We start from the raw sequence: 23,696 nt of genomic DNA, 5'->3' as shown, positions 1-23,696 counted from the left end.
AGGCAGCCCTTCTACAACGGCTGCGTGGCACGAATGTCGCCGGACAGATCGTGCGCTTTCCCGATTGACCATCGAGACCGTCCGAAAACGCGAGGCGGGATGGTTGGGCGTGCAGGTACGCAGGAGAATATTCGGATATTTGCCGTCTTCTGCCCTGGTGACGGCCAAATCGGCTCTGGGACGGTCATTCCCACGGTTGTGACGGAGAATATGGCCGCTTGGATCAAGCCTGCACTGCCCGGATCAGCCCGGGCACGCCTATGAGGGTGATGGCCCGCCTGAGATTGTAGGCCAGTGCCGTCAGGCTGAACTCGGCGCGGACCTTGTCCAGCCCACGCATCAGGAACGCGCCCTGGTTCATCCATTGCTTGATCGAGCCGAACGGGTGTTCGACCGTGGATTTACGGATGACGAGGATGTCGGGGCGTTCCGCGAGGCGTGCAGCCATGCGCTCGATGACGGCCTCGTGCTCGCCGCGATTGATGCGTCGCCAGCGTCCCTTGGTGCAGCGCGCCTTGATCTGGCAGCCCGCGCAGGCGGCGGGGCTGGAATACTGGACCGACAGATGCCCGCGCGTCACGGACGCGTAGCGGATGTCGAGCACCTGGCCGCCGGGACAATGATAGACGTCGGCCTGGGGATCGTAGCGGAACCGCTCCTTGGGAAAGAGGCCGTTGCCGACGGCGGTGCCACGATGCGGGCGGGGAATATAAGGCGTGATGCCGGCCGCCTCGCATGCGACGATGTCGTCGCCCGAGTGATATCCCATGTCGGCGACCGCATCGATCCGCTCTACCCCGAGTGCATCCATGGCGGCACCGGCGGTGGGCGCCAGCAGGCTCATGTCATTGCAGGCGTTGGTGACGTGCTGCTCGACGATCAGGCTGTGTTTGGCGTCGACCGCCACCTGGGCATTGTAGCCGACCGTGACCTTCGAATGCGCGACCATCAGGCGGGCGTCGGGATCGGTGAGCGATATCTGTCCTTCGCCGCTGTCCTCCAACTGACCCAGCAGCGCCGCACTGGCCTGACGCTGTTCGCGCAGCTTGGCGATCTTCGTCGCCAGGGTATCGCCGCGACCGGTGCCGGCAGCATCCTCACCGCGGTCGATCTGGTCCAGCTCCGCCAGATAGCGGTCCAGTCGCGCATCCACCGCGGCGAGATACGTCGCCAGGCGCTCACGGCTGAAATTGCGCGACCGGCTGTTCACCGCTTTCAGCCGCGTGCCGTCCACCGCCAGCAACTCGCGCCCGAACAGGTCCAGCTTGCGGCACAGCATCACGAACGCGCGGAACACCGCCTTGAACGCGGCCCGGTTGTCGCGCCGGAAGTCGGCGATGGTCCGGAAGTCCGGACGCACCCCGCGCAGCAGCCAAATCAGCTCGAGATTGCGCGCCGCCTCTGCCGCCAGACGCCGGCTCGACCGCACCCGGTTGAGATAGCCGTACAGGTAGAGCTTGAGCATGTCGGCCGGATCGTAACCGGGCCGTCCCGTCGCCTTGGGTCGCGACCGCACGAAGCCGGCACTGCCCAGATCAAGATCATCGACGAAGGCGTCGATGAACCGCACCGGGTTGTCTGCTGCCACATAGTCCTCGACCGACGCTGGCAGCAGCAGCGCCTGATCACGAGCATGTCCCTCAATGTACGCCATGCATGCAGATTACACCGCCCGGATGCACTCGGGAATCAGGATCGCGTTTTCGGACGGTCTCCCATCCTTTTCGGGAAAGTTGGCAGGCCGCGGGCGGGGCTGAGGCTCAGCACCTCCTCCGCTGCGTGCATGAATGAATGGCTGAAGGTGGGGAGCCAAAAAGAGGCTGCGAATGACTGGATATGGGTCAAGATAGACGGCGCACACTCCGTCAGCCTCGCCTCGCGTCCTGAGCGTCAGCACGATGAAGGTCAGTCTTGCCGCCTCACCCAGCTGAGAACGGCGGCTGTTGCGAGCAACGCTCCACCGATCCGAGCGCTTCCCTTCTGCCGGAGCATTGCCAGGCCGCCCGTCGCGAGCACTGACGATAGCATGCCTACCTTCGGCAGACCCGCCAACCTAGCTGCTCGACCGCTCGCTCGCGCAGTCAAATAATTCCTGAGCTCAAGCCCGTCGGCCGGAACCTGACTCCCGACGCCGCCACCATCCTCCAGTCCCGAGTTGCGGTTTGCGGTCTCGCGCTCGCCCGCCACGGTGTCGGCCGCGTGGGCGCCCCGCGTGCCGAGCGGCTGCTCCACGCCGACAGTGGTGTCCTTCGCCGTCTGTCGCTCAAGCTCGCAGTTTACCTCAGCGCCGAGCAGCAGGATGTAGGCGGACAGGTACAGCCAAGTCAGCAATACTACCGCCGCGCCCAACGAGCCGTAGGTTGCGTCGTAGCTACCGAAATTGGCGACGTAGATCCCGAATGCGGTCGTCGCGGCGAGCCACGCGAGCGTGGCGCCGACCGAGCCGGCACTTAGCCACTTCCATTCGGCTTCATCGCGGTTCGGAGCATACCGGTAGAGTGTCGCCGCAGCAGCAGCGCCGCCCCCTGCCATGACGACATAGGTCGCCAACTTGGCGAGGACGAGTACCCAGCCAGGCGCCCCGGGCAGCAGCGTATCGAGATGTCCAAGAGCCGCGATCGCGACAGTCGCAACGATCGCCAGCAGCACCGCACCCACCGTGATCGCGAGCGTGACTAGCTGGACCCGGACGAACCCGCGCGTTTCCTCCTCATCATAGGCGATATTGAGCGCGGTGATGATCGCACCGGCACCCTTCATCGCGCCATAGAGCGAGATTAGCAGCGCCACGAGAAGGCCGAAGCCCTTTTTGCCACCAGAGGTGGTGACGACATTCATCAACTGCTCGCCGATGAGCTTGGCGGCTTCGCCAGGCATGACCGAGGTCATCGCCTGAACGTTATGAATGACGGACTCCGGGCTGGCGACGAGCCCGTAGGATAGCACGACGGCTCCGAGCATCGGCACCAGCGCCAAAACCGCGCAGAAGGCGACGCCCGATGCCACCAAGCTGATGTTGTCGGCCGAACCCTCCTTCCAAGCCCGCACTAGCACGTCTCTCCAGCCCTTTGCGGGTATTTCAGTCGGAGTGTTCGCGTGCTTGCCGCGGTCATCGGCAGTTCGGTTCTGCATCGCCGCCGCAGTCGTCATCGATTGCTCCAAAATGGCACGCTGTTCAGGTCAATCAGAGAATGCACTCCGGCAAGGGTTGGTTGCGGCTTGGCTGCATCGACCTCTGGCATAGCCGGGAGGGCCTTCACCTCGACAGAACGCGAGGTCCGGTCGATCTGAAGCATTGGGGGATTGAGGGAGTACGAAGATCGCGGTGCACGACCGGCTGTGGGTTCGAACGGCTGAATGAAGAGATTAGCTTTGGGTGATTCGCTTGAGTACCACCAACGCACTCCGACTTCAAACTGCTTCCGATGTGGCAGGTAATTGAGAACCTGTACAAGAGGGACAGGCTTAAACACTCAAGACTCATCTCTGCACAAGCAGAGCTTTAGAGACTATCGATCAAATCAGTGACATCAATGCCTCGCGATATGCTGCCGCGTTGCGATTTCAACCTTGACCTCGAGATCTGGTTCGAAGCTCGCCCTATTCCGCCAGACCCATTGCGGCGCCAGAAGGCCCCAGCCTCTCAACCTTGACAACGATGCGAATCACTCTCAGAAGCGATAGCAAGTAAAAGGGGTTAGTGTCTTGGATGTCGATCTCCCGCCGCGCCTGCTAGGCGCGTCGCTCGCTCTCGGCTGCTTTGGCTCTGTCCTCTGTCCGCACGGCGTCATGGCCGCGGTGCCGGAGGCGGCGCCCGACGCTTCCGACAGCGGTGCGACAGTCGGCTTGGGCGAGGGGAGCGATGGAATCCTCGTGCGGGGCACCTACGCGCGCCCAGACGTCGCCTCGTCAAAGGCGACAGCGCCGCTGCTCGATACGCCGCAGACGATCAATGTCATCGATAAAGACGTGCTCCAGAAGGAGAACCTGCTGACGCTGCGCGACGCGCTCTCTACCCTGCCCGGCATCACCTTCGGCGCGGGCGAGGGCGGGGGCGGCTTCGGCGACAGCATCAATTTGCGCGGCTACTCGGCAAACACCGACATCACCATCGATGGTGTGCGCGACAGCGCGCAGTACAGCCGATCTGACACTTTCAACCTCGAGCAGATCGAGGTCTACAACGGTGCCAACTCGGCGTTCAACGGATCGGGATCCGTAGGCGGCACCATAAATCTCGTCCAGAAGCAGCCGCGCGGCCGTTCCGAGACGATCATCAGCGGCGGCCTCGGAACAGCTAATTACGAGCGCGCGACGGTGGACTCGAACGTCCGCGTCAACGAGCTCCTGGCGGTGCGGCTTAACGCGTTCTACCACCACAATGACGTGCCCGGGCGTGACGTTGACCGCTTCCGTCGCTGGGGCGTGGCGCCGTCAGCGACGTTTGGAATCGCCGGGCCGACGCGCCTCACGCTCGGCTACGTCCACCAGCACGATGATAACGTTCCGCAGTTCGGCATACCCTATTATCCTGCCGCCGGTGGCCCCCCTGACGGGGTGCCCTACAGCGGCTATTTCGGCTACCGAAACCTCGATAGGCAGACTTCGACGCTCGACCAGTTCAACATGGTCGTCGCGCATGATTTCAGTCACCGCCTCTCGCTGCGTAACCTCACCCGCTACGAGAACATCCGTCAGCGCACCGTCGTCGATCCGCCACAGGGCGGTGTCTACGCGCTCAACGGTCAATGCCTGTCTAACAGCGGCGTGACGGCGGCACGACCGGATGGATCCTGCAGCGTCAACATCGCCGCCGCAGGCGCGCCGGCCAACACGGTGATCGTGCCCGAGGGCTACTACCTTCCCGGCGGTCCTCGCGGACTGCTGCGCGAAACCCGCAACCAGCTCGCCTACGACCAAGTCGATCTGCGGGCGGACCTTGAAACCGGCATCCTCCACCATGTCGCAGTCATTGGCGGATCGGCGACTTGGGAGAAATACGACCTCGACACCGGACGCCTGTTCCTCAACGCTGATGGCAGCAATCCATTCGCGCCGAATGGCCTGCCGCTTATCGCGATCAGCGATCCGTCGACTGTCACGGCCGGACCAGCGGTGGTCGGCGGGCGGACGCTTGCATATGGCAGCAATGTCTACACCGGACCGATCAACTATATCCGGTCTGGCCTGTCGCACGGCGAGCGGACAGACTATGCCGCTTACGCCTTCGACACGACGCGCATCGGTCGCTTCGTGGAACTGAATTTTGGCGTCCGATACGAGCGCACCGTCGGCCGCTTCCGCGCTGACACGGTGGGCACGGCGGGCGCGACGCTCGGCCAAATCACGGTCGGCGGCACCCAAACCAACGGCCAGAACCTGTTCTCGTACCGCGGCGGCATCGTCCTAAAGCCTACGGAGGCGACCAGCGTCTACTTCTCCTATGGAAATTCCCGAACGCCGTCGATTTCGACGGTTAATGGCGGCTGCACCACGGGCACGTCTGGCACGTCCTCCTTCGTCGACTTCTGCAGCTTCAAGCCCGAGACCGCCAGAACATACGAGGTCGGCGCCAAGGCGGACCTCTTCCATCACCATCTCCAGCTCACCGCCGCCGTGTTCCGCAATGAACGAGGCAACTTCCGAATTTCATCCAACGACCCGGCGCTCGGCAACGTCTCACTCCAAGTCCCGGACGGCCGCTCGCGGGTGGATGGCATCGCGCTCGGCGCTGACGGCGGGATCACGCGGGCGTGGCACGTCTTTGCCAACTATAACTACCTCAAGAGCAAGGTGATGCAGAGCCTGCCTGAACGGTGCCGGGCAAACCCGACCAACGTCGCGAGCGGGTGCAACGCGCTCTTTCTCGCGGCACCGCTGGTCGGCGGCCCGCTTCAGCAGACGCCGAAGAATTCCGGTAGCCTCTTTACCACCTACGCGCTGCCGTTCGGGCTGGAGGTCGGCTACGGCCTCACCTACCAGGGTGCGTTCGCAGTTGCGACCAATCCGTCGGCGCTCATCGCCGGCGAGTTCCCGCGAGTAAAGGACTATTGGCTTCACCGGCTCTACGCGTCCTACACATTCGCGCATCGCCTTACCGGCCAGGTCAACATCCAGAACGTTTCGAACACGCACTACTACACAGCCGCGCGCAACAACGGGTGGGCGGTCCCCGGTGCAACCCGGTCGGTGGTTTTCTCGCTGTCCTACCGAATCTGACAAGCGGAGGGCTTGGCGCGATGATCCCGATCCCAAGCGTGCTCGACCCCGAGTTGGTGGCGGGTGTCCGCGCCCTTGTTGACGCCGGCGAGTGGGTGGACGGCAACGCGACGTCGGGCGCGCAGTCCGCCATAGCCAAGCGCAACCGCCAGCTCGCCGAAGGCTCGGCGGCGGCGGTGAAGGCAGGCAGCATCGTGCTCGACGCGCTTGGCGCGAACGCTACCTTCGTGGCGTCGGCGCTGCCGGCCAAGGTGTTCCCGCCGCTTTTTAGCCGCTACGAGAGCGGCGAGGCGTTCGGTCCGCATATCGACAACGCCATCAGGATGCGGCGTGGCACGGACTTTCGCCTGCGTACCGACCTCTCGGCAACGCTCTTTCTCTCAGAGCCTGACGATTATGACGGCGGCGAACTCGTAATTGACGACGCGTTCGAGACGCGCCGCGTGAAGCTCGGTGCCGGCAGCCTCATCCTCTATCCTTCGTCCAGCGTCCATCATGTCGCGCCGGTGACGCGTGGCGTGCGTGTCGCATGCGTGTTCTGGGTCCAGTCGATGGTCCGCGACGGCGAGGCGCGCCGCCACCTCCTAGAGCTCGACGGCGCGGTGCAGGAAGTCGCAACACGCCTAGGGCAGGCCGATCCGGCGGTCGTGCGCTTGACGGGTCTGTACCACAACCTGCTGCGCCGCTGGGCGGACGTGTGAGGAGCATGTTCAATGGCTGATAGCGTCGCTGTTCGGCGGCTCTGGTGGCGCCTCCACCAATATCTGGCATTGGCGCCCATCGTCTTGCTCATCCCGCTCGGGTTGAGCGGGATAGTGCTTACCTGGGACGATGCGATCGACCACGTGCTCGAACCTCAGCGCTATGCTGTAGAAAGTATCGCGACCTTGCCCCCATCTAATCTCGCGGCGGCAGTAGCTGCGGCGATCCCTGCTGGCCGCGTGACGATGCTTCGCTACCCCAGTGGCGCAGGCCCAGCCATCGCGAGCGTCGTACCTGCAACGCGCCCGGGCGGCGGGGGGAAGCCTCGCGTCACAGTCTGGCTCGATCCATCGAACGCGCGCGTGCTCGACGTCGCTCGAGGCAACCAGAGCCTGGTCTCGGTCGCACATGCCTTTCACGGAAGCCTTTTCGTGCCTGGCATCGGTCGAGCGCTGGTAGGTATGCTGGGTATCGAAATGTTCCTGCTCGCAGCGAGCGGACTTTGGCTATGGTGGCCGCTTTCCGGGTCATGGCGGCGCGCGTTGCGGTGGCGCCGGGAAGACAAGCGCCTCGACACCAGCCTCCACCACAGCGCCGGTTTCTGGATCGCGCTGCCGCTCGCCGTGCAAGCCTTTACGGGCGCTGCCATCGCGTGGCCGCAGATGACCGCGTTCATCGGGATTAGCTCGGCATCGTCATTAGGAGGTCCGGGCCGCGTACCGCCGCTAGCCCATCCCCATCTCGGTCCTGACGAGGCGCTGGCGAAGGCTCGCGTCATCGTGCCCGGTGGAGTCCGCGCGATCGCCTGGCCGAGCGGCAGGGAACCGCGCTGGCGTATTTCGCTCGCGACCCTGCGCGGTCCGGTTGACGTCGAGGTCGAGGACGACACCGGCGAAGCGAGGCGGGCGCAACCGCGCGGCGGCGGCTTCCCGCAGGCCGCGCGAAGGTGGCACCAGGGCGACACGCTCGGCACGCCGTGGCGGTTCGCGATGATTCTCATCGGCCTGGCGCCGGCCGTGCTCGGGGTTACCGGAACTCTGATGTGGTGGCGCGGCCTTGGCCGCCGCCGGCGCGCCGCCGCACGGGCGCGTGGCATGACGGAGATTGCATCGACCTAATCCGCCGGCAGCAGCCCCACCAGCCTACGGACCATCGGCTCCGGATCGCCAGCGAGTTCCTCCCGCATTTTGGCGCGATATGCGTCATGAGCACCGCTCCAGGCCCGCTCTAGCCACCTAGCTGCCTGATCATGAGCGCCGCTCTGCGCGAGCCGGCGCGCGAGGTGGAACTGACTGCGGAAGTCGCCGCCGTCCGCGGCGATCCGGTAGCATCGGTCCGCCTCCGCAAAGTCGCGGGGCACGAGCCGCCCCTCTTCAGCCAGCGCGCCGAGGATGCCGATTGATTTCACGTGGCCGAGATCTGCCGCGCGCCGGAACCAGCGGAGCGCCGCTGCCTCGTCCTGCGCGATGCCGGCACCGCGGCCGAGCGCACCGGCATAGTTGTACATACCCCAATTATAGCCTGCCGCAGCCGCCCGGGCGAAGCAGCGGGCAGCGATTGCGAGGTCCTGAGCGACGCCCCAGCCATTCTCGTGGCAGCGACCGACCATGTTGATCGCCGCCGGATGATCCGCGTGCGACGCCAGAATGAACCAGCGCAAGGCCTCGACCGAGTCCGCATCGCAACCGTGCCCGGCTAGCAACGCCTCCCCGTAACGAACCTGCGCCTCGACCAATCCCGCTTCGGCGCCGCTGCGCAGAGCGGCAAGGCGGTCGCATGAGGGCTGGTCAAGAAGCGCCAGCCAGTCTGCCACTGTCCTCGTGTCGTGGGTCACTGTCTCTGTCGCCGCATCTTGCTTCACAGTGTGCATCTTCATACGCGACCCAGGTTAAAGCAATGGCGACTAGGGTAAGCACGTTTGCGCACGGGCTCGGCTGCTAGCGCAAAGTGAGGCTATGGCGCCGATCATTCGTTCTTCGGCACCATCGCTATCCTGGCGTATTGATACCGGCAGCGAGCAGCTTGCGAGCACCGCTAGGCGGGTGATGGTCAGCTTTTCCATAGGGGAGTCAGTCTGCTGTCCATCTACCACTGGTTTCCGGTGAGGCGAGCGCAAACCGGTATTTGTTGAAGCTCTTTTCGTTGAGGTTCGGCTTGGCCTGGAAGATCGTCGGACCAACCAGACGGCCGCTCTTGACTCCGTCAGCCCAGATCGCCGCCACCGCCAGATCGCGACTTTTATCGAGCACGGCGGTGATGCCGATGACCACGAACACGAGCAGCGCGCTCGCTCGCGTCCAGCTGACATGTGTGACGAAGTCTCACAGGCCGGATATCAGGAACCTGCTCGTACCCCGCAGGACGGCTGCGCCGCGCGGCGCCGGCCCTGCCGATCAAGGCGATGTGGCCGTCCTGAACCGACACGGTCCGGTGCAGCGCCAATGCCACCGTGCGCGTGTCGACTGGGTCACGGCGGTGATGGCAAGAGCGATAGCTGCGGCATGAGAGCTGAAAAGGAAGTAAGCGTGGCCTGACGGCCGCAGATTATGCGGCTTGCGCGGTCGGTTGATCCACCGGGGCTTCCCAGTTCCACGGCATGAGTTCGTCCCAGCGGCCGGCTGGCCAGTCGTCGGCAATCTTGGCGATGACATCGGCGATATAGACCTGCGGATCGACGTTGTTGGCCTTGCAGGTCTGGATGAGGGTGTAGATGGCGGCGGCCCGCTCGCCACCTGCGCGTGAACCGGCGAACAGCCAGTTGCGGCGGCCGACGGCGACGCCGCGCAACGCGCGCTCGGCGATGTTGTTGTCGATCTCCAGGCGTCCGTCATCGAGGAAACAGGACAAGGCCGCCCACCGCTTCGTCGCGTAGGCGATGGCCTTGGCCATGTCCGACTTGGGCGACAGGCGACGCAGCGCGCCCTCGAGCACGTCGCGCAAGGCATCGACCAGCGGGCGGCTTCGTTTCTGTCGGGCACGATGGCGGCTATCCGGCGGCTGCCCGCGCACCTCGGCCTCCACGGCATAGAGCGCACCGATCCGCTCGAGGATATCCGTGGTCAGCGGCGTAGGCGAGCGCTCATGCAGGTCGAAGATCTTGCGCCGGGCATGTGCCCAGCACGCCACCTCGGTCACGCCCTTCCGATACAGCCCGTCATAACCGGCATAGGCATCGGCCTGGAGGAAGCCACGGAAGCCGGCGAGATGCGCCTGCGGATGTGCGCCGGTGCGATCAGGGGTGAAGCGATACCATGCCGCGCGCGGGGCGGTGCTGCCCGAGGCCTGGTCGTCGGTTGCGTAAACCCACAGCCTGCCCGTCGCGGTCTTGCCCCGGCCTGGTTCGAGGACGGGCACCGGCGTATCGTCGGCATGGATCTTGTCGGCCTTGAGCACCGCATCACGGATGCGGCTGACGATGGGGTCGAGGAGCGCGGCGGCCTGCCCCGTCCAGCCGGCGAGCGTCGAGCGGTCGATGTCGAGCCCTTGCGAAGCCATCATCTCGGCCTGACGATAGAGCGGCAGGTGGTGGTCGAATTTTGAGACCACGACATGCGCCAGGGTCGCGAAGGTCGCCTTGCCGCGAGCAACCGCATGGACGGGTGCGCGCGCCTGCACGATCTTCTCGCACACCCGGCAGCTATATTTCGGACGGACGGCACGCACGACCCGCCAGCGCACCGGCACGATGTCGAGCATCTCATGGGCATCCACGCCCAGCCGCCGCAGCGCACCGCCGCAGTCCGGACAGGTGCAGGCACCAGAGGGCGGCTCGTGGACGACCTCCTCGCGCGGCAGATGGCCGGGCAGGCTGCGCACCGGCGCCGGTCGCGCCGTATCCCCCGGTGCGGCCGTTTCGGTGGCTGGCGTATCGCGCTCCGTCTCCAGCTCCTCCAGCGCCAGTTCGAGCTGCTCGATCTCGCGGCTCAGCTTCTCGGACGAGGCGCCGAACTGCATCCGCCGCAGCCGGGCGATCTGGCCACGCAGCGTGTCGATGAGCAGGTCGCGAGCGGCGAGCGCGGCGTGGGCCCGGGCGAGCGAAGCCTCCAGCGCGGCGATCCGCGCGGTCGCATCGTCTGGGGAAACGGGCGCTTCCGACATGACCCTTTTCATAGCAGATCGGCCCTGCGTGCACGAGCAAAAGCGGCGAGGATCCGGCGTTTTCAGCCCGCCAGCGTCGGCGTGAACGTCCGCTCGGGGCGCCGCCAGTCGATCCCTTCCAGCAGCATCGACAATTGCGCCGGCGTCAATGTCACCGTGCCCGTCGCGGTCACCGGCCAGACGAAACGCCCCCGGTCCAGCCGCTTCGAAAACAGGCACAGGCCCTGACCATCGAACCACAGCAGCTTGACCAGGTGACCGCGCTTGCCCCGGAACGCGAACAACGCGCCGGAATGCGGATTCTGAGCCAGCGCCTGCTGAACCAGAACCGCCAGACCGTCGAAGCCTTTGCGCATGTCGGTCACGCCACAGGCCAGAAACACCCGTGTCGGCAGCGGGGCCGGATTCACCGTAGCACCGACAACACGCGCGCCAGCGCGCCCCTGTCCACGTCGGCGTCGACACTCACCCGCACGCCACCCGGCAGGTCGATATGGATGAGGCCCGAAACGCAGGAGGCCGGCGCGACCGGCTCTGCGACCTGCACCTCTGCGAACGCTGGCAATGCGGCCACGGCACCGCCCAGCTTGCCCGCCCGCATCTGCTTTCGCCATGTGTAGATGAGGCTGCTCGATACCTCGCGTCGCGCGATGACATCTCGGACCCGCACGCTCGGCTGAAATGCCTCGGCGAGGATCTCCAGTTTCTCCGCGTCCGACCACCGGCGCCGGCCCGACACCCGGCCGACCACCTCCATGCGACCAGTCATACGAGTGCTCGTATGACCCATCTCAGACCCGAAAACTTCCCGCACCACCGCCGCCCTCGTCAAAGACGACAAGCATCCCGCCTATGGTCGGCACGGCAAGGCGGCCTGCTCGCCACGCTTACAAAAGGAAAGGCTCAGCGCGAGCAACTTCATCTTGGCGCAATTTGTACGTTCGTCTGCTTCTGGGGAGGGGCGGCCTTGCCCCCGGTGGCCGCAACTGAGTGGATCGAATCGGTTCTCAGTCGCGGGCGGCCATGGCCTCGGCTCCGCGGAGCTGCTGGTCCAGGTTCCGCCGGCCTAGTAGACGGCCATGAAGCACCACCGCCTTAATATGTTGTAGCGCCGCGGCGCCTCGCGTCGGATCGCCGCCGACCAGGACGAGGTCGGCTACCTTGCCAGGCTCAACCGTCCCATAATCGGCTTCCTTGCCCATCGCCTTCGCTGGGTTGAGCGTCGCGGTTTGCAGAACCTGCAGGGGCGTCAGTCCCGCTGCCTCTAATAGATCGAGCTCCTCATGTAACGAAAAGCCGGGCACCCGGTCGGCGGCGACGTCGGTGCCGGCGAGCAGCGTCACACCCGCCTTCTGAAGACGCAGCGTGGTCGCTTGGAGCCGTGGCAGCATGGCTTGGAACAGCGCCAGCTCAGCTGGTGAGACAGGCTTGATCGGCACGCGCTGCGAGCGAGCGACGTAGCGATAATTGGCGTCGCGCGGCAGGGCGGGATCATTGTGCTTGAGCGCATAGGCCACGGCGTAGAGACTAGGCGTGACGGCGGTGCGGTTGCGCGCGAGAGTAGCGAACAGCGCGTCGCCGCCACCGCCGGGCGTGAGGAACCGGTCGATCCCGCCAATCAGATCCTCCTCATTGGCCGCAGCGAACTTGCCGTCGTAGATGGTCTCCAGATTGTCGATTGTGGCCTGGCCCGCGTCCGACGCTTCGGCCGGCGTCAGTTCCATCGGCACCTTGCCGCCAACCGGCAGCGTCGCCGCCTTCGCTTCGGCCATGAGCGCAGCATACACGTCGCGCGGCACGCGGCGCTCGATCTCCAGCCCATCGACGCCTTCCGCCTTGAGCAGTCGCACCGCGCCGCGTGCCTGATCGGGGTTGCCGAGGGCGAACTGATACCTGTTGAAGCTCTTGCCGTTGAGCATCGGCCCGACCTGGAAGATCGTTGGCCCGACAAGCCGGCCGGTCCTGACCCCCTCGGCCCAGACCGCCGTCTCCGCGAGATCGCCGCCCTGGTCGCGCACGGCAGTGATGCCGTTGGCGACGAACACCGGCAATGCGCTCGCCCGCGTCCAGCTCAGGTGAGTGACGAAGTCCCATAAGCCGGGGATCAGGAACCTGCCCGTGCCGCGCAGCACCGCCGCGCCGCGCGGTGTCGGCCCGGTACCAACCGAGGCGATGCGGTTGTCATGCACCACAACCGTCATGTGCGGCGCCAACTCGCCCGTGCGCGTGTCGACCACCGTTACGTCAGTAATGGCGAGGTCGGTCGCCGTGGCAGGAGCGCCTAGAAGGGCAAGGCCGAGCGTGAGCGACTTCATCTCAGAGCCATATGAACGAGCGGCTGGTTTCAAGAAGCACCTTTACAGCCTTCTGTACCCGGAGCTGGGTCATACAGGCGCTCGCCGGAGAAGCCGATACCGGCTCACTTCACTTCACAAGCCGCGCCAAGCTCGCCGCGAGTTCGTCCTTTCGAAAGGGCTTGATGAGCCGCGGCAGTTCGGGGCCAAGCCCTTTGCGCTCGGCGTAGCCGGACACAAGCAGCACCGGGGTGCCAGGACGGGATGCATGGATCAGCCGGCCGAGGTCGGTGCCACTGATCCCAGGCATAAGGTGATCGGTGACGACCAGATCCGGTCGTACCCCTGCTTCCAGAATCTGCACGGCCTCCTCGCCACACGCGGCCTCAATGACGGTGTAGCCCAGGTCGTGAAGCATGTCGGCCGTGCTTGCCCGCACCAGCTCTTCGTCGTCGACGAGAAGAGCGGTTCCTCTGGCGATCATCGACAAGGACGTCGAAGGTTCATCCGCGGCCATCGCCGGCACCGCCATGCTCCGCGGAAGCCAGAGCTCTACGTTGGTTCCAGCCCCGAGCCGGCTGCGGATCGTCAGCGAACCGTTCAGCTGAGATGCGAGCCCATGCACCATCGACAGCCCAAGGCCGGTACCTTTGCCCACACCCTTGGTGGAGAAGAACGGCTCGACTGCGCGCGCCAGCGTGCGCTCGTCCATACCAGTGCCCGTGTCCGCGACCGACAGGCAGATATATTGCCCAGCTGGGAGCTTCGAGCGATGACCCGACGCTACCAGCTCCGCCGATGCGGTGATGCGAAGCGCACCGCCCTCCGGCATGGCATCGCGCGCGTTCACGGCCAGATTCAAGATGGCCATCTCCAACTGATTCGGGTCAGCAGTGGCGGCGGGGAGTCCATCGGGGGCCTCGACCACCACATTGATCTGCGGGCCGGTGGTGCTGCCGATCAGCTCGCCCATGTCCCTCACTAGGCCGGCGACATCGACAGGCACTGCCTGAAGCGGTTGACGCCGCGCGAAGGCGAGGAGGCGCTGTACGAGTGTCTTCGCACGCTCTGCCGATTGCGCCGCTCCAGCGATCAGGCGCTGCTCACGCTCGCCACCAAGCGCCTTGCGCTGCAGGAGGTCGAGCGCGCCTACGATGGGCGTCAGCAGGTTGTTGAAGTCGTGGGCCACGCCGCCCGTGAGCTGCCCCATCGCTTCCATCTTCTGGCTCTGGCGCAGCGCCTCCTGCGCCGCCTCGCGGTCGGCTACCGCCTCCGCCACACGTGCCTCCAACGTCGCGTTGAGCTCGCGCAGCGCCTCTTCCGCCTCCTTGCGGGCGGTGATCTCCACGACCGTGCCCGCGACGCGAAGGCAGCGGCCCGCCTCGTCGAACACGCCGCGGCCCTTGGCCGCGATCCAGCGCACGATCCCATCTTCCTTGCCGATCGTGCGATAGTCGACGTCGTAGATCGCGCGTTTCGTCGGATCTGCCGCGGCGGCGAATGCTGCGCTTGTGGCCTCGAGGTCGTCCGGGTGTAGACCGCCGTAGAAGTCATCCATGGTGACCGGTACGTCCGGCGAAATGCCGAACATCGCCTTGGTCCGGGCCGGCCAGATCAGGATGTCGTTGACGATGTCCACGTCCCAGAAGCCGATATCGGCACCTTCGACAGCGAGCCGCAGGCGCTCCTCGCTCTCCCGCAGTCTGGCCTCCGCCCCCACGCGCTCGACATGGGCCCAGCAGCGCTCGACCACCTCGCGGACGAGGGCGATCTCCGCTGCGGTCCAGTCGCGGGGACGATCCTGGTGCACCGCCATCATCGCGGCGAGGCGCCCGTCCTTGATCAGAGGGCAACAGACGATCGCGTCGATCCCGATCGACAGAAACATCTCGCGTCCTTCGCCGGGCGCCAGCTCCTGCCTGACATTGCGAACGATCAGCACCTGCCCGGCGCGCATTTCGGCTGCGGCGCGTGGACCGAACAGGTCCAGGCTGTAGGCGCCGACGGAGCTGGCGATCCCCGGCGCGCTGAAGTCGCTGCGGATCCAGAAACGGTCCATGTCCTCATGCACGTCGGCATAGGCGCAGCGTGATGCTCCGAGCTCCAGCCCCAGGACCTCGGTCGCGGCCTGCATGGCGTCCTCTGCGCGACGGGCACGCATCAGGCGGCTGTCAAGCGTCTCGAAGAAGCGGAGCCGTGCCTCACTCTCGTGCAGTGCGGCCTCTGCTTCGTGCTCGGTGGTGCGGTCGCGGAAGATCTTGACGAACCCTCCATGATCCAGCGCCAGCGGCATCAGCAGACCGGAGCCCCAGAACCGCGAGCCCTGCGCCCGCATGTGCCAGCGCTCGTTGACCGCTCGCCCCTCCTTGCGCGCCTTGCCGATCTCCCGCTCGAAGACGCCTTCAGCCTGATCCTCGGCGGTATAGAAGAAGTCGCCCCTGCGACCGATGGCGTCCTCGGTCCGGTAGCCGACGACCCGAACGGCGCCGCTGTTCCATCCGGTGACCATGCCCTCGGCATCGAAAGTGACGATCGCGAAGTCCTCCACTCCTTCCACGATCTGCCGGTACCGCGCCTCGCTGCGACGCAGGCGTTGCTCTGCGCTCGCGCGCTCGATCACCAGCCCGGCCGTTCCCAGGACGAAATCGACGATCTCGAGGTCCTCAGGCTGTGGCTCGCGGGGCTCGCGGTGATACATCTCGAAGGTGCCGAGCACTTCACCCTTGGACGAGCGGATTGGCATCGACCAGCAAGCACCGAGGTCGTACTCAACCGCCAGATCGCGAAAGTCTTTCCAGAGCACGTCGGTGGCAATGTTAGCGACGAAAACCGGCTCGTTGCGGAAGATCGCAGCGCCGCACGAGCCAACGTCGGGACCGATTGCGAGACCATCAATCGCATCATTATGTGCCTTTGGCAGGCTTGGCGCCGCGCCGTGCCGCAGACGTTTGCCGTCGGCGTCGAGAATGAGGATGCTGGCCAGTACCCCTGTCGTGGAGAGCTGCTCCACTTCTCGGACGATCGCTTCGAGTGAAACGGCAAGCGGCGCCTCTACCACCCCTGCCTGCAGGATGCGGTTCTGCGCAGCTCCAAGCGATGCTGCGCGATCCCGTGCATAGGTAAGCCGCGCGTTCTCGATCGCGATGGTCGCAAGCCTGGCCAGGCTCTCCATTCGCTCGATGGTAGCCACTTCGTGCTCGACGACCTCCGGCCAGTAGGCGCCGAGCGCCGCGATCGGGTCGGGACTTCCGATCGGCACCATGATCAGGCTGCGCACGAACGTCGGTGCATAAGCCTCTTGCGGGATGCGGGTGTCGAGGCGGACGTCGCTGATCGCGACCGTCTGACGATGCCGCATCGCCCACCCGGAGATGCAAGCCTCATTTGGAAAGTGTTGTCCCTGCCAGAGCGGTGAAACGGCATCCTCTGCGACGTAGACGCACCGCCCACCTTGATTCAGGATCACGGCGATACCCGCTGCCCCGACGGCAGCTCGCGCGGTGTTGCGCAACATTTCAACGACGTCCTCAATCGACCGTGCAGCCGCCAGCCGTTCGCTCGCGAGCAGAACCTGCGAGGAGCCATGGCGCGAGTCCACGCCGAACGCCGGCAGCACGGTAGTGTTCTCTTCAGCCACACCATCACCTTGTGACCGCCAGCCGATCCCGGGCGATCCGATGGCACTGATCCTACAATACTAATGGGTGCTCGTCATCGGGCGGGTACCAGTCAGGTGAGCGTCTTGCGGTCACACAAGCAGGCCGCTCACGCAAGTGAACGAAGGGCAGGTTCTGAAAAGCAAAGACGGCGTCCGGAACGAATGGGGGGTGGGTCACGATAGCCGGCGCACGCTGCGTAGGCCTCGCGTCGCTTCCTCGGCGCCCGCACCGGAAAGGTCAGTCTTGCGGCCTCATCCAGCTAAGCACGGCGGCTGTTGCGAGCAGCCCTCCACCGATCGGAGCGTCTCTTCCGCCGGAGCATTGCCAGCCTTCCCCTCAGGCATCGACAACAGCATGCCCGCGCTCGGCAGAGCCTCTAATCTACCTGCTCGAGCCCTCGCTCGTGCAGCTAAATAGCCCTTAACCTCGGACTCGTTTGCCGGAACCTGATTACCGCGTCGCCACCATCCCCCAGCTTCGAGCTGCGGTTTGCCGTCTCGCGCTCGCCCGCCACGATCTCGGCCGCTTAGGCGCGTCGCGTGCCGAGCGGCTGGGCAGCGACGAAAACTCGGCCCAGACTTGCGGCCGTCATACGTCGGTGCCACGCAGACAAGCATGAAGCGCTTCGCCATCCTGCTCGCGGCTGTCTCTGGTGCGGTTCCGTTGCCCGCTTTCGCCTGGGGCTTTCAAGGGCATAGGATCGTTGCTGAGATAGCTCGTGCTGAGCTCACTCCGGCGGTGCGTGCGAAGGTTGACGCTATCCTGGCGAACGACGGCGACGCCCTCACTGCCCACGATATGGCGTCCGAAGCAACTTGGGCGGACGTCTATCGCAGCCGTGGCCATCGGGAGACGGGCAGCTGGCACTTCGTCGACACAGAAATTGACGGCAGTGTGGACCAGGACGCCGCCTGTTTTGGCCATCCCGCCCCCGATCAGCCGGCAAGCACAGGGCCGGCCCAGGACTGCGTGGTGGACAAGATCAGGGAATTTGCCGCCGAGCTTGCCGCGCCGGGCACGGCTCCGCAGGAACGGCTGTTCGCCCTTAAATTCCTGCTCCACTTCATTGGCGACGAGCACCAGCCTCTGCACGCGTCGGATAAGCATGACCGGGGCGGTAATTGCATTCTCCTCTCATTGGGCGGGTCGCGCACGCAGAACCTCCATGCTTATTGGGACACCAATGTCGTCCAGGCGCTCGGCTCCGACCCGGCTCAGGTCGCCGCGATGCTGCGCGCTCGCATCACGCCGGCTCTTCGGACACAGTGGCAGAAGGGCGACGCAGCCAGCTGGGCACAGGAGGCCTATGGCATCGCACGCTCGCTTGCCTACTCGGCCGGCTCACCGGCAGCATGTTCCCAGGATCCCGCCCCGATAACGCTACCGGCCGGCTATGACCTAAAAGCGCAGGCTGCGGCCGCCGTTCAGCTCGAGCGCGCCGGAGTCAGGCTTGGGCTGGTTCTGAACCAGGCGCTCGCGGACGTGGCCCTTCCGGCGGCGGCCGCTGCATCGACGCCCGCGGCAACGCCTGGCTCAGCCGGCCCGGCTCAGGGCGGTGGTCGCACGCCGGCGTCGCTCGCCTGCTCCGCGGCGGCTGATTCAAAAGGATTGCATGGGCGGGGGCGACAGGCGTTCCGCCGCAGCTGCATTCGCAACCAACGGATGCCTTAAAGAACGCTGATTAGGGCGCCGCCGTAAGAGTGGGTGCACTTACAATCGATGCGGCTTGGTCACGCTTACGGGGCAGCCTCAGGAACGATGCCGGCACGATTGTGTCCTCCATCATAGACGATCCGGCCTTCGTCTGGAATTATGACCAGCTCCAGGCGGAGGGGGAGGGGGCGAGCAGCGTGCCGCTGCCGGAGCTCGGCGGTCCGGTCGGGCAGGTCTGCCCCGATGATCTCTATGCCGGCATGCGCATCACGGCTGTCCGTCCGTGGGGCGGAAGCTGTCTCTATACGCTGCAGCAGCGCCTGTTCTTCGTCGACGTCGTCGAGGGTCGTGTGTGGGAGGAGCTGCAAGCGGCCTGAGCACCTGCGGTGCCGACCCGCCGGACACGATTTGGCCACGGTCCAGATCGTGTCGTATCCAACGCGCTGCGCCACCGACACTCATCCGGCGGCGCAGCGTTCATCCTACTTCGGGCTTGACATCCTGTAACTCTTTTTCCTAGATGACGCTGTCGCATCGGTAGAGGTGCGATATGCGTCGGCGCTTCTCTTCCATGCGTGGAGCAGTGCCGATACGGATGCTCAACAGGCATTCGGAATGACGGATCTCGGGCGCCCGCAAGGCAGAGTCAGATCGCATAGCACAGACGAGGAGCTCGCCCCGGCTCCACACACACCAACCTTCGCCCGCCATCATGTTGGCGCGGCAGCTGGCGTCTGGAGTCCGTGCAATGCTCATATCCTATACCGTCCGTCTGGCTTCCATTCGGAGCCACTTCACCTCCGCTGATCGTGGAGGGCAGTTCTGATGTCCTCGTCGAACAAGGCCGACAAGCGCGGGGCTCCCAAAGTGGTGTCGCGGCTCAGCGAGGCTCTTGGCGCGATCCGCGCCGAACAGCGGCAGCCGACCCAGGCCGACATCGCGGCCGAGTGGCGCGACGATGTGCTGGTCGAATTCAGGTCCGACCCGCGCCTCACGGTCAAAGCGGTGGTGCTCGCGGTGCAGCGCCTTGACGACCGCGTGAAGCCGCCCGCCTTCGCGCGCGAGATCTCACGCCTGCTCTCCGAGGCCAATCTCGGGCGCCGGCGGCAGTCCGATGCGGTCGGGACGGCTGATGCGGCCGAGGCCGCCGCGGCCCCCGTCGAAGCGCCTGGCACCACGTCCGCTGCCGACACCGGCTTCGGTGACCTGCTGGAGCCGCGCGAAAGCTGACGGAAGCTCCGGCGCTGAAGGGCGCCGGACCCTCAGGCCTTCTTCCATTCTCATCATGACGCTGAGCCACATGGTTCGCGTCCCGGCGGGAGCCGTCTGCATGTCCAACATTCTGCCCTTCAGGAGCAATACGCCCCGCATCTGCTCCGCCATTTTTTCTCATGGTCGTATCCCCGGCATGACCGAGGTGACCATGGCGGAAGCCTCGCTCCACCGGCTCGCTGGCAACCACGTCATGCTGGTTGGCGCGGGCCCGGCTCTCGACGCCTTCAGCGGAAGGCTCGATCATGAGCAGTACGCCATCCGGCCGATGCCGGAGCGTCGCGACGCGAGCTTCGCCCGAACGATCCTCGACGAGGCTGAGGGCAATGGCATTGGCCTCATCGCCCTCGACGTCGGAGGTGACAGGCTCTTTGGCGGCGGCACGTTCGACAATCAGCTCCGCACCTTCGAGACGGCGCGCAGCCGGGGCTGGAAGACCGTCATGAAGATGGTGCTGAAGCCCGGCGCGGTAGAGGTTCCGGAGGAGACGCTGCGCGCCGCGGTCGGCTTCTCCCGCTACGCCGAGGTCCATCTCATCGAGATCGCCGCCAGGCCCGAAGCGCCCGGGGTGACGCCGCCCGGCTTTCTCCTCCACCGGCTGGCCCATATCGAGCCCGGGCAGCTGCGCCTGCTCGAGCAGTCTCGCGGGTTGATGAGCGACGTCATCCTGAACCCGCCTCCGGGCGCCGCGCTGGATGCGGCCTTGCTCGCGCGCACGCTGCTCGACTTCGCGCTCTCGGGCGACTTCGCCAGAGCGATGGGATGCGGAGCCGCGATCCCGGTGTTGCGGAAGGCCGCGCGTGCCGCGACACCGTCGGCTATCGACGCCCGACCGGCGCTCCCGCAGGTCTCGGACCACGCCACCAAGGCCGATGACCAGGGGTCCGCGGAGCCGCAGCCGTGATGCACGCATTATGGCGCGGTGGATCGCGGCGTGTCACTCACGCGGGCAGGATTATGGTCGCTGATCGTCGCTCGCCTCTCGGGCGCGATGGCAATGCCGTTGCACTTGCCCGTCAGCCCTCCTGCAATTCTACGCGGGGTCAGCCGTCTAAGGGAGTGGGTAGGATTGGAGGCAGGATGGGCCCGGTATACCGGGCCGGTGTTCGCCATTCCGCGCTTCGCTTGTCACGGCGGGGCGGCCGGCAGGGGTGCCGGCCATGACGGCGGGGCCGCCCAGGAAGAAGGGGCGGGCCGCGACCCGCATGGTCTCGGCCCGCCTCACTGACCTTGAGTGGGAGAGGCTCGATCTTGCGCTCACTGCGTCTGGCTTGAGCCGTTCCGACTTTTGCCGTCGTGCGCTGCTCGGCCGCACCATCGCATTCCGCCCGTTCGAGCCTCTCCTTGCAGAAGCCATAGCTCTTCTCGCGCACTGCCACGAGATGCGTGCGGAACAGGCGGTCGAGCTGCAGCGGATGATCGGTGACGTCGAGCGGTTGGTGAGCCGCTTGTCGCGCCTGGCAGGCACGGACGTAAAATGATCGGCAAGTCGATCAGCCGGCTGAACCGACGTCGGGTAGCGGCCAACCGCCGGCGACATGGGATAGACGCAAGACGGGCCGCCACGCCGGAACGTATCCGCCATCACGCGACGCTGCTCACCAACTATCTGCGCGATGCGCACGCAAAGGCGCTGAAGCCGCTTGGCCTCGTCGGTACGCCTGGCCACGAGCTGCTTCGCTATGTTGCCGACGCGCAAGATCAGCACAAGCGGAGCGGGATCGAAGTCGGTGAGAAGGTCGACCTTATCGGCTTCCGCAACATCCATGGCACGGACTTCGAAGACGCACAGCGCCAGATCCTTGCCACCATGGCGCGGTCGCCGGGCATCGATCCGCTCGAGCATTATGTGCTGAGCTGGAGAACAGGAGAACAGCCGACCCACGCGCAGGTGACAGACGCGGTCGACACGCTGGTCCACGTGCTCGGGCTCGAGGAGAACCAGACGATCTACGCCGCGCACGCCAACACCGAGCATTATCATGTTCATGTCGCTGTGAACCGCGTTCATCCAGAGACCTTCCGCCGCATTGCCGCAGGCGATGACTGGGAAGTCGACGCGATCCATCAGGCAGTCGCGCTGATCGAGCATCGCCAGGGATGGGCGAGCGAGGAAAAGGCGCAGTTCGTGGGTGGGCCGGACGGCGTGCGGGAGCGTGCGACCGGCAGGCGTGTGCGTGATGCCGAAGGGCGGGCGCTGAAGCGGGAGAGGCGGGGGCGACGCGAGGATGGGTCTCGTGAGCGGCCCTTGTCGCCGGGTGCGCAGATGTTCGAGCGCCGCACTGGACAAGCCTCGTTCGAGCGGGAGGTGCGCGAGATCGTGCCCGGAGCGGTCGAGGAGGCGAACGGCTGGGATGCTCTCCACCGCAGGCTCGCCGAGCACGGTCTCGGGATCGAACTTCATCGGTCGGGCGCACACATCACCGAAGGCAAGCGCGGCATCCCGGCAAGCCGGGCAGGGCGGGGTGCATCGCGCCAGGCGCTCGAGGCGCGGTTCGGTCCCTTCGAGCCGAGAGGCCGCGAGATCGTCATCCGCTCACGACAGCCACGTGTCCTGCCAGATGGAGAGAAGCGCGCCGCCTATCACGACGCCCGTTCCCAACACCGGGCGGCCATCGCCCGCCACACGAATACGCTTCTTGCCGCCAAGCACGACGCGCTGACGAGGATCACGTCGTGGCGGCAGGCAAGCCTCATCAGAGTGGATGCGCTTGACTGGCGTGGCAACCGCGAGGGGCTGAACTTCGCACGAAGCCTGATCGCCGGCGAGACCGCGCGCCAGATTGCGGCGGTGGAGGCCAGCCTCGGGGCTGATGTTGCGGCATTGCGCCTCGCCAGCAGCTTTCCCTCGTTTGCCGCCTGGAATGACGGTGTGCAGCCGCCCTCGATCCCGACGCCGTCGGGTGGCTTGCTCCTCGCGACCGCGCCCGATGCACCGCGTGGGCAGAGGGTGCCAGGCTTCTCGGCTCGCCCCCAGGGCCGCAGCATCGCGTACCTGGATGGCCATGGTCGGACCGTCTTCACGGACCATGGTGATCTCATCTCGGTCGATCGTGACGAGCGACAGGTCGTCCGCGCCGCGATCGTGCTCGGACGCGAGCGGTGGGGCAGGGTGACGCTCACGGGCAGCGACGCCTTCCTTGCAGCCGCTGCCGCGATCATTGTCGACGAGGGCTGGACCGACATCGACGGCAAGGCACTCCGAGAAGCGATCGCTGCGGAGCGCGCGCGCCGTGAGGCGGACGCGAAACGCAAGCTGGAGCGCCAGAGACCTTCCGGCCTTACGGCAGCGCAGAAAAATTCGGGAGGATCGGGCGACGAGACGATACCTTCCAAAGCAGCCGTGCGGATCGAGCAGCGGCCGATTACGGTCTCGACACTGTCGGACATTGAGGCGCCTTCACCACGAGCTCCAGTCACATCGGCCGAACGCGACATGTACGCCGATGCCTATGCCGAGAACCCGCTCATTGACGCGTGGATCGATCAGCGGCGGCGTGCACCGGAGGCGCTGAACGAGGCGCGCACGCTGGCGCTGCGTGTCATGCAGGACCGGACTGCCCGCACCTATCTGAGCGAGCTTGAAGCCGAGGGGTATCGATGGGTCATCGAACTTCGCCAGCAGGCGACCGCCAGGAACCAGTTGCTCAAACGTGCGAGCGCGTCGCAGTCGATGCTGCGGTGAGCGTGGGGGGCCGGGCTGGGCGTGCAAGCCTCGTCCGTTCGCTTCCGACGGGCGACGGCGGAAGCAGCCGTTTATCCGGGCAGCGAAAGTGGAGCAGCTAGTTTCTGGGGCCAC

Annotated in this window: 18 protein-coding genes; 9 read left to right on the top strand and 9 right to left on the bottom strand. The window is 65.7% G+C overall.

Annotation, left to right across the window (positions count from 1 at the left end):
- Positions 1 to 223: 223 nt before the first annotated feature.
- Together LHA26_RS16695 and LHA26_RS16690 are read right to left on the bottom strand one after the other, a co-directional pair.
- Positions 224 to 1,654, bottom strand: coding sequence for an IS1182 family transposase (locus LHA26_RS16695; RefSeq protein ID WP_252166696.1), 1,431 nt, complete (start codon positions 1,652 to 1,654; stop codon positions 224 to 226).
- A gap of 251 nt (positions 1,655 to 1,905) precedes the next feature.
- Positions 1,906 to 3,150 (bottom strand): YihY/virulence factor BrkB family protein, encoded by a 1,245-nt coding sequence (locus tag LHA26_RS16690; protein WP_252166695.1) that lies wholly within the window; start codon positions 3,148 to 3,150, stop codon positions 1,906 to 1,908.
- Positions 3,151 to 3,705: 555 nt separating this feature from the next.
- On the opposite strand from LHA26_RS16690, the gene LHA26_RS16685 reads away from it, so the two are divergent.
- From LHA26_RS16685 to LHA26_RS16675, 3 genes are read left to right on the top strand one after another with little or no spacing between them, the layout of a single operon-like run.
- Positions 3,706 to 6,219 (top strand): TonB-dependent receptor, encoded by a 2,514-nt coding sequence (locus LHA26_RS16685; protein ID WP_252166694.1) that lies wholly within the window; start codon positions 3,706 to 3,708, stop codon positions 6,217 to 6,219.
- 20 nt (positions 6,220 to 6,239) lie between these two features.
- On the top strand, positions 6,240 to 6,920 hold the full coding sequence (locus LHA26_RS16680) for a Fe2+-dependent dioxygenase (protein ID WP_252166693.1): 681 nt from the start codon (positions 6,240 to 6,242) through the stop codon (positions 6,918 to 6,920).
- 12 nt (positions 6,921 to 6,932) lie between these two features.
- Entirely contained in the window at positions 6,933 to 8,039 is a 1,107-nt protein-coding gene (locus tag LHA26_RS16675; RefSeq protein ID WP_252166692.1) for a PepSY-associated TM helix domain-containing protein, read from the top strand.
- Here the strand turns inward: LHA26_RS16675 and LHA26_RS16670 are convergent.
- The 7 genes from LHA26_RS16670 to LHA26_RS16640 form a co-directional block, all read right to left on the bottom strand.
- Positions 8,036 to 8,734: a tetratricopeptide repeat protein gene (locus tag LHA26_RS16670; protein ID WP_252166691.1), complete on the bottom strand. Its 699-nt coding sequence runs from the start codon at positions 8,732 to 8,734 to the stop codon at positions 8,036 to 8,038. The genes LHA26_RS16675 and LHA26_RS16670 overlap by 4 nt on opposite strands.
- Before the next feature lie 256 nt (positions 8,735 to 8,990).
- Positions 8,991 to 9,197 carry a hypothetical protein gene (locus tag LHA26_RS16665; RefSeq protein ID WP_252166690.1) on the bottom strand — a complete coding sequence of 69 codons (207 nt, stop codon included), beginning with the start codon at positions 9,195 to 9,197 and terminating at the stop codon, positions 8,991 to 8,993.
- 268 nt (positions 9,198 to 9,465) lie between these two features.
- A complete protein-coding gene (gene tnpC, locus LHA26_RS16660) occupies positions 9,466 to 11,019 on the bottom strand; it encodes an IS66 family transposase (protein WP_252166689.1) in 1,554 nt (517 codons plus the stop codon).
- Positions 11,020 to 11,081: 62 nt separating this feature from the next.
- On the bottom strand, positions 11,082 to 11,429 hold the full coding sequence (tnpB, locus tag LHA26_RS16655; RefSeq protein WP_302898025.1) for an IS66 family insertion sequence element accessory protein TnpB: 348 nt from the start codon (positions 11,427 to 11,429) through the stop codon (positions 11,082 to 11,084).
- Entirely contained in the window at positions 11,426 to 11,776 is a 351-nt protein-coding gene (gene tnpA, locus LHA26_RS16650) for an IS66-like element accessory protein TnpA (RefSeq protein WP_252166688.1), read from the bottom strand. The genes tnpB and tnpA overlap by 4 nt, the downstream gene beginning before the upstream one ends.
- Before the next feature lie 250 nt (positions 11,777 to 12,026).
- Positions 12,027 to 13,334, bottom strand: a complete 1,308-nt coding sequence (locus LHA26_RS16645; protein ID WP_252166687.1) for an amidohydrolase family protein — start codon at positions 13,332 to 13,334, stop codon at positions 12,027 to 12,029.
- 109 nt (positions 13,335 to 13,443) lie between these two features.
- Positions 13,444 to 16,950, bottom strand: a complete 3,507-nt coding sequence (locus tag LHA26_RS16640) for a GAF domain-containing protein (protein ID WP_252166686.1) — start codon at positions 16,948 to 16,950, stop codon at positions 13,444 to 13,446.
- Positions 16,951 to 17,587: 637 nt separating this feature from the next.
- On the opposite strand from LHA26_RS16640, the gene LHA26_RS16635 reads away from it, so the two are divergent.
- From LHA26_RS16635 to LHA26_RS16610, 6 genes are all read left to right on the top strand, one after another.
- A complete protein-coding gene (locus tag LHA26_RS16635; protein WP_252166685.1) occupies positions 17,588 to 18,643 on the top strand; it encodes a S1/P1 nuclease in 1,056 nt (351 codons plus the stop codon).
- Between the two features lie 101 nt (positions 18,644 to 18,744).
- A complete protein-coding gene (locus tag LHA26_RS16630; protein WP_252166684.1) occupies positions 18,745 to 19,002 on the top strand; it encodes a hypothetical protein in 258 nt (85 codons plus the stop codon).
- Between the two features lie 448 nt (positions 19,003 to 19,450).
- Positions 19,451 to 19,855, top strand: a complete 405-nt coding sequence (locus LHA26_RS16625; protein ID WP_252166683.1) for a hypothetical protein — start codon at positions 19,451 to 19,453, stop codon at positions 19,853 to 19,855.
- Between the two features lie 100 nt (positions 19,856 to 19,955).
- Positions 19,956 to 20,801 carry a hypothetical protein gene (locus LHA26_RS16620; RefSeq protein WP_252166682.1) on the top strand — a complete coding sequence of 282 codons (846 nt, stop codon included), beginning with the start codon at positions 19,956 to 19,958 and terminating at the stop codon, positions 20,799 to 20,801.
- A 256-nt stretch (positions 20,802 to 21,057) separates the two neighbouring features.
- Positions 21,058 to 21,378 (top strand): plasmid mobilization protein, encoded by a 321-nt coding sequence (locus LHA26_RS16615; protein ID WP_252166681.1) that lies wholly within the window; start codon positions 21,058 to 21,060, stop codon positions 21,376 to 21,378.
- Positions 21,375 to 23,582 (top strand): relaxase/mobilization nuclease domain-containing protein, encoded by a 2,208-nt coding sequence (locus tag LHA26_RS16610; protein WP_252166680.1) that lies wholly within the window; start codon positions 21,375 to 21,377, stop codon positions 23,580 to 23,582. Before LHA26_RS16615 ends, LHA26_RS16610 begins: the two co-directional genes overlap by 4 nt.
- Positions 23,583 to 23,696: the final 114 nt, after the last annotated feature.

The sequence above is a fragment of the Sphingomonas morindae genome (assembly GCF_023822065.1).
Lineage (GTDB): Bacteria > Pseudomonadota > Alphaproteobacteria > Sphingomonadales > Sphingomonadaceae > Solisphingomonas > Solisphingomonas morindae.
Note: the sequence above shows the minus strand (reverse complement) of the source record. Positions and strands in the feature narration are given on the sequence as shown.

What these genes read in the sequence shown, in the direction of transcription:
- LHA26_RS16695 (WP_252166696.1), bottom strand. Translation starts at nt 1,654, where the DNA reads ATGGCGTACATTGAGGGACATGCTCGTGATCAGGCGCTGCTGCTGCCA.
- LHA26_RS16690 (WP_252166695.1), bottom strand. Translation starts at nt 3,150, where the DNA reads ATGACGACTGCGGCGGCGATGCAGAACCGAACTGCCGATGACCGCGGC.
- LHA26_RS16680 (WP_252166693.1), top strand. Translation starts at nt 6,240, where the DNA reads ATGATCCCGATCCCAAGCGTGCTCGACCCCGAGTTGGTGGCGGGTGTC.
- LHA26_RS16675 (WP_252166692.1), top strand. Translation starts at nt 6,933, where the DNA reads ATGGCTGATAGCGTCGCTGTTCGGCGGCTCTGGTGGCGCCTCCACCAA.
- tnpC (WP_252166689.1), bottom strand. Translation starts at nt 11,019, where the DNA reads ATGTCGGAAGCGCCCGTTTCCCCAGACGATGCGACCGCGCGGATCGCC.
- tnpA (WP_252166688.1), bottom strand. Translation starts at nt 11,776, where the DNA reads ATGGAGGTGGTCGGCCGGGTGTCGGGCCGGCGCCGGTGGTCGGACGCG.
- LHA26_RS16645 (WP_252166687.1), bottom strand. Translation starts at nt 13,334, where the DNA reads ATGAAGTCGCTCACGCTCGGCCTTGCCCTTCTAGGCGCTCCTGCCACG.
- LHA26_RS16635 (WP_252166685.1), top strand. Translation starts at nt 17,588, where the DNA reads ATGAAGCGCTTCGCCATCCTGCTCGCGGCTGTCTCTGGTGCGGTTCCG.
- LHA26_RS16625 (WP_252166683.1), top strand. Translation starts at nt 19,451, where the DNA reads ATGTCCTCGTCGAACAAGGCCGACAAGCGCGGGGCTCCCAAAGTGGTG.
- LHA26_RS16620 (WP_252166682.1), top strand. Translation starts at nt 19,956, where the DNA reads ATGTCCAACATTCTGCCCTTCAGGAGCAATACGCCCCGCATCTGCTCC.
- LHA26_RS16615 (WP_252166681.1), top strand. Translation starts at nt 21,058, where the DNA reads ATGACGGCGGGGCCGCCCAGGAAGAAGGGGCGGGCCGCGACCCGCATG.
- LHA26_RS16610 (WP_252166680.1), top strand. Translation starts at nt 21,375, where the DNA reads ATGATCGGCAAGTCGATCAGCCGGCTGAACCGACGTCGGGTAGCGGCC.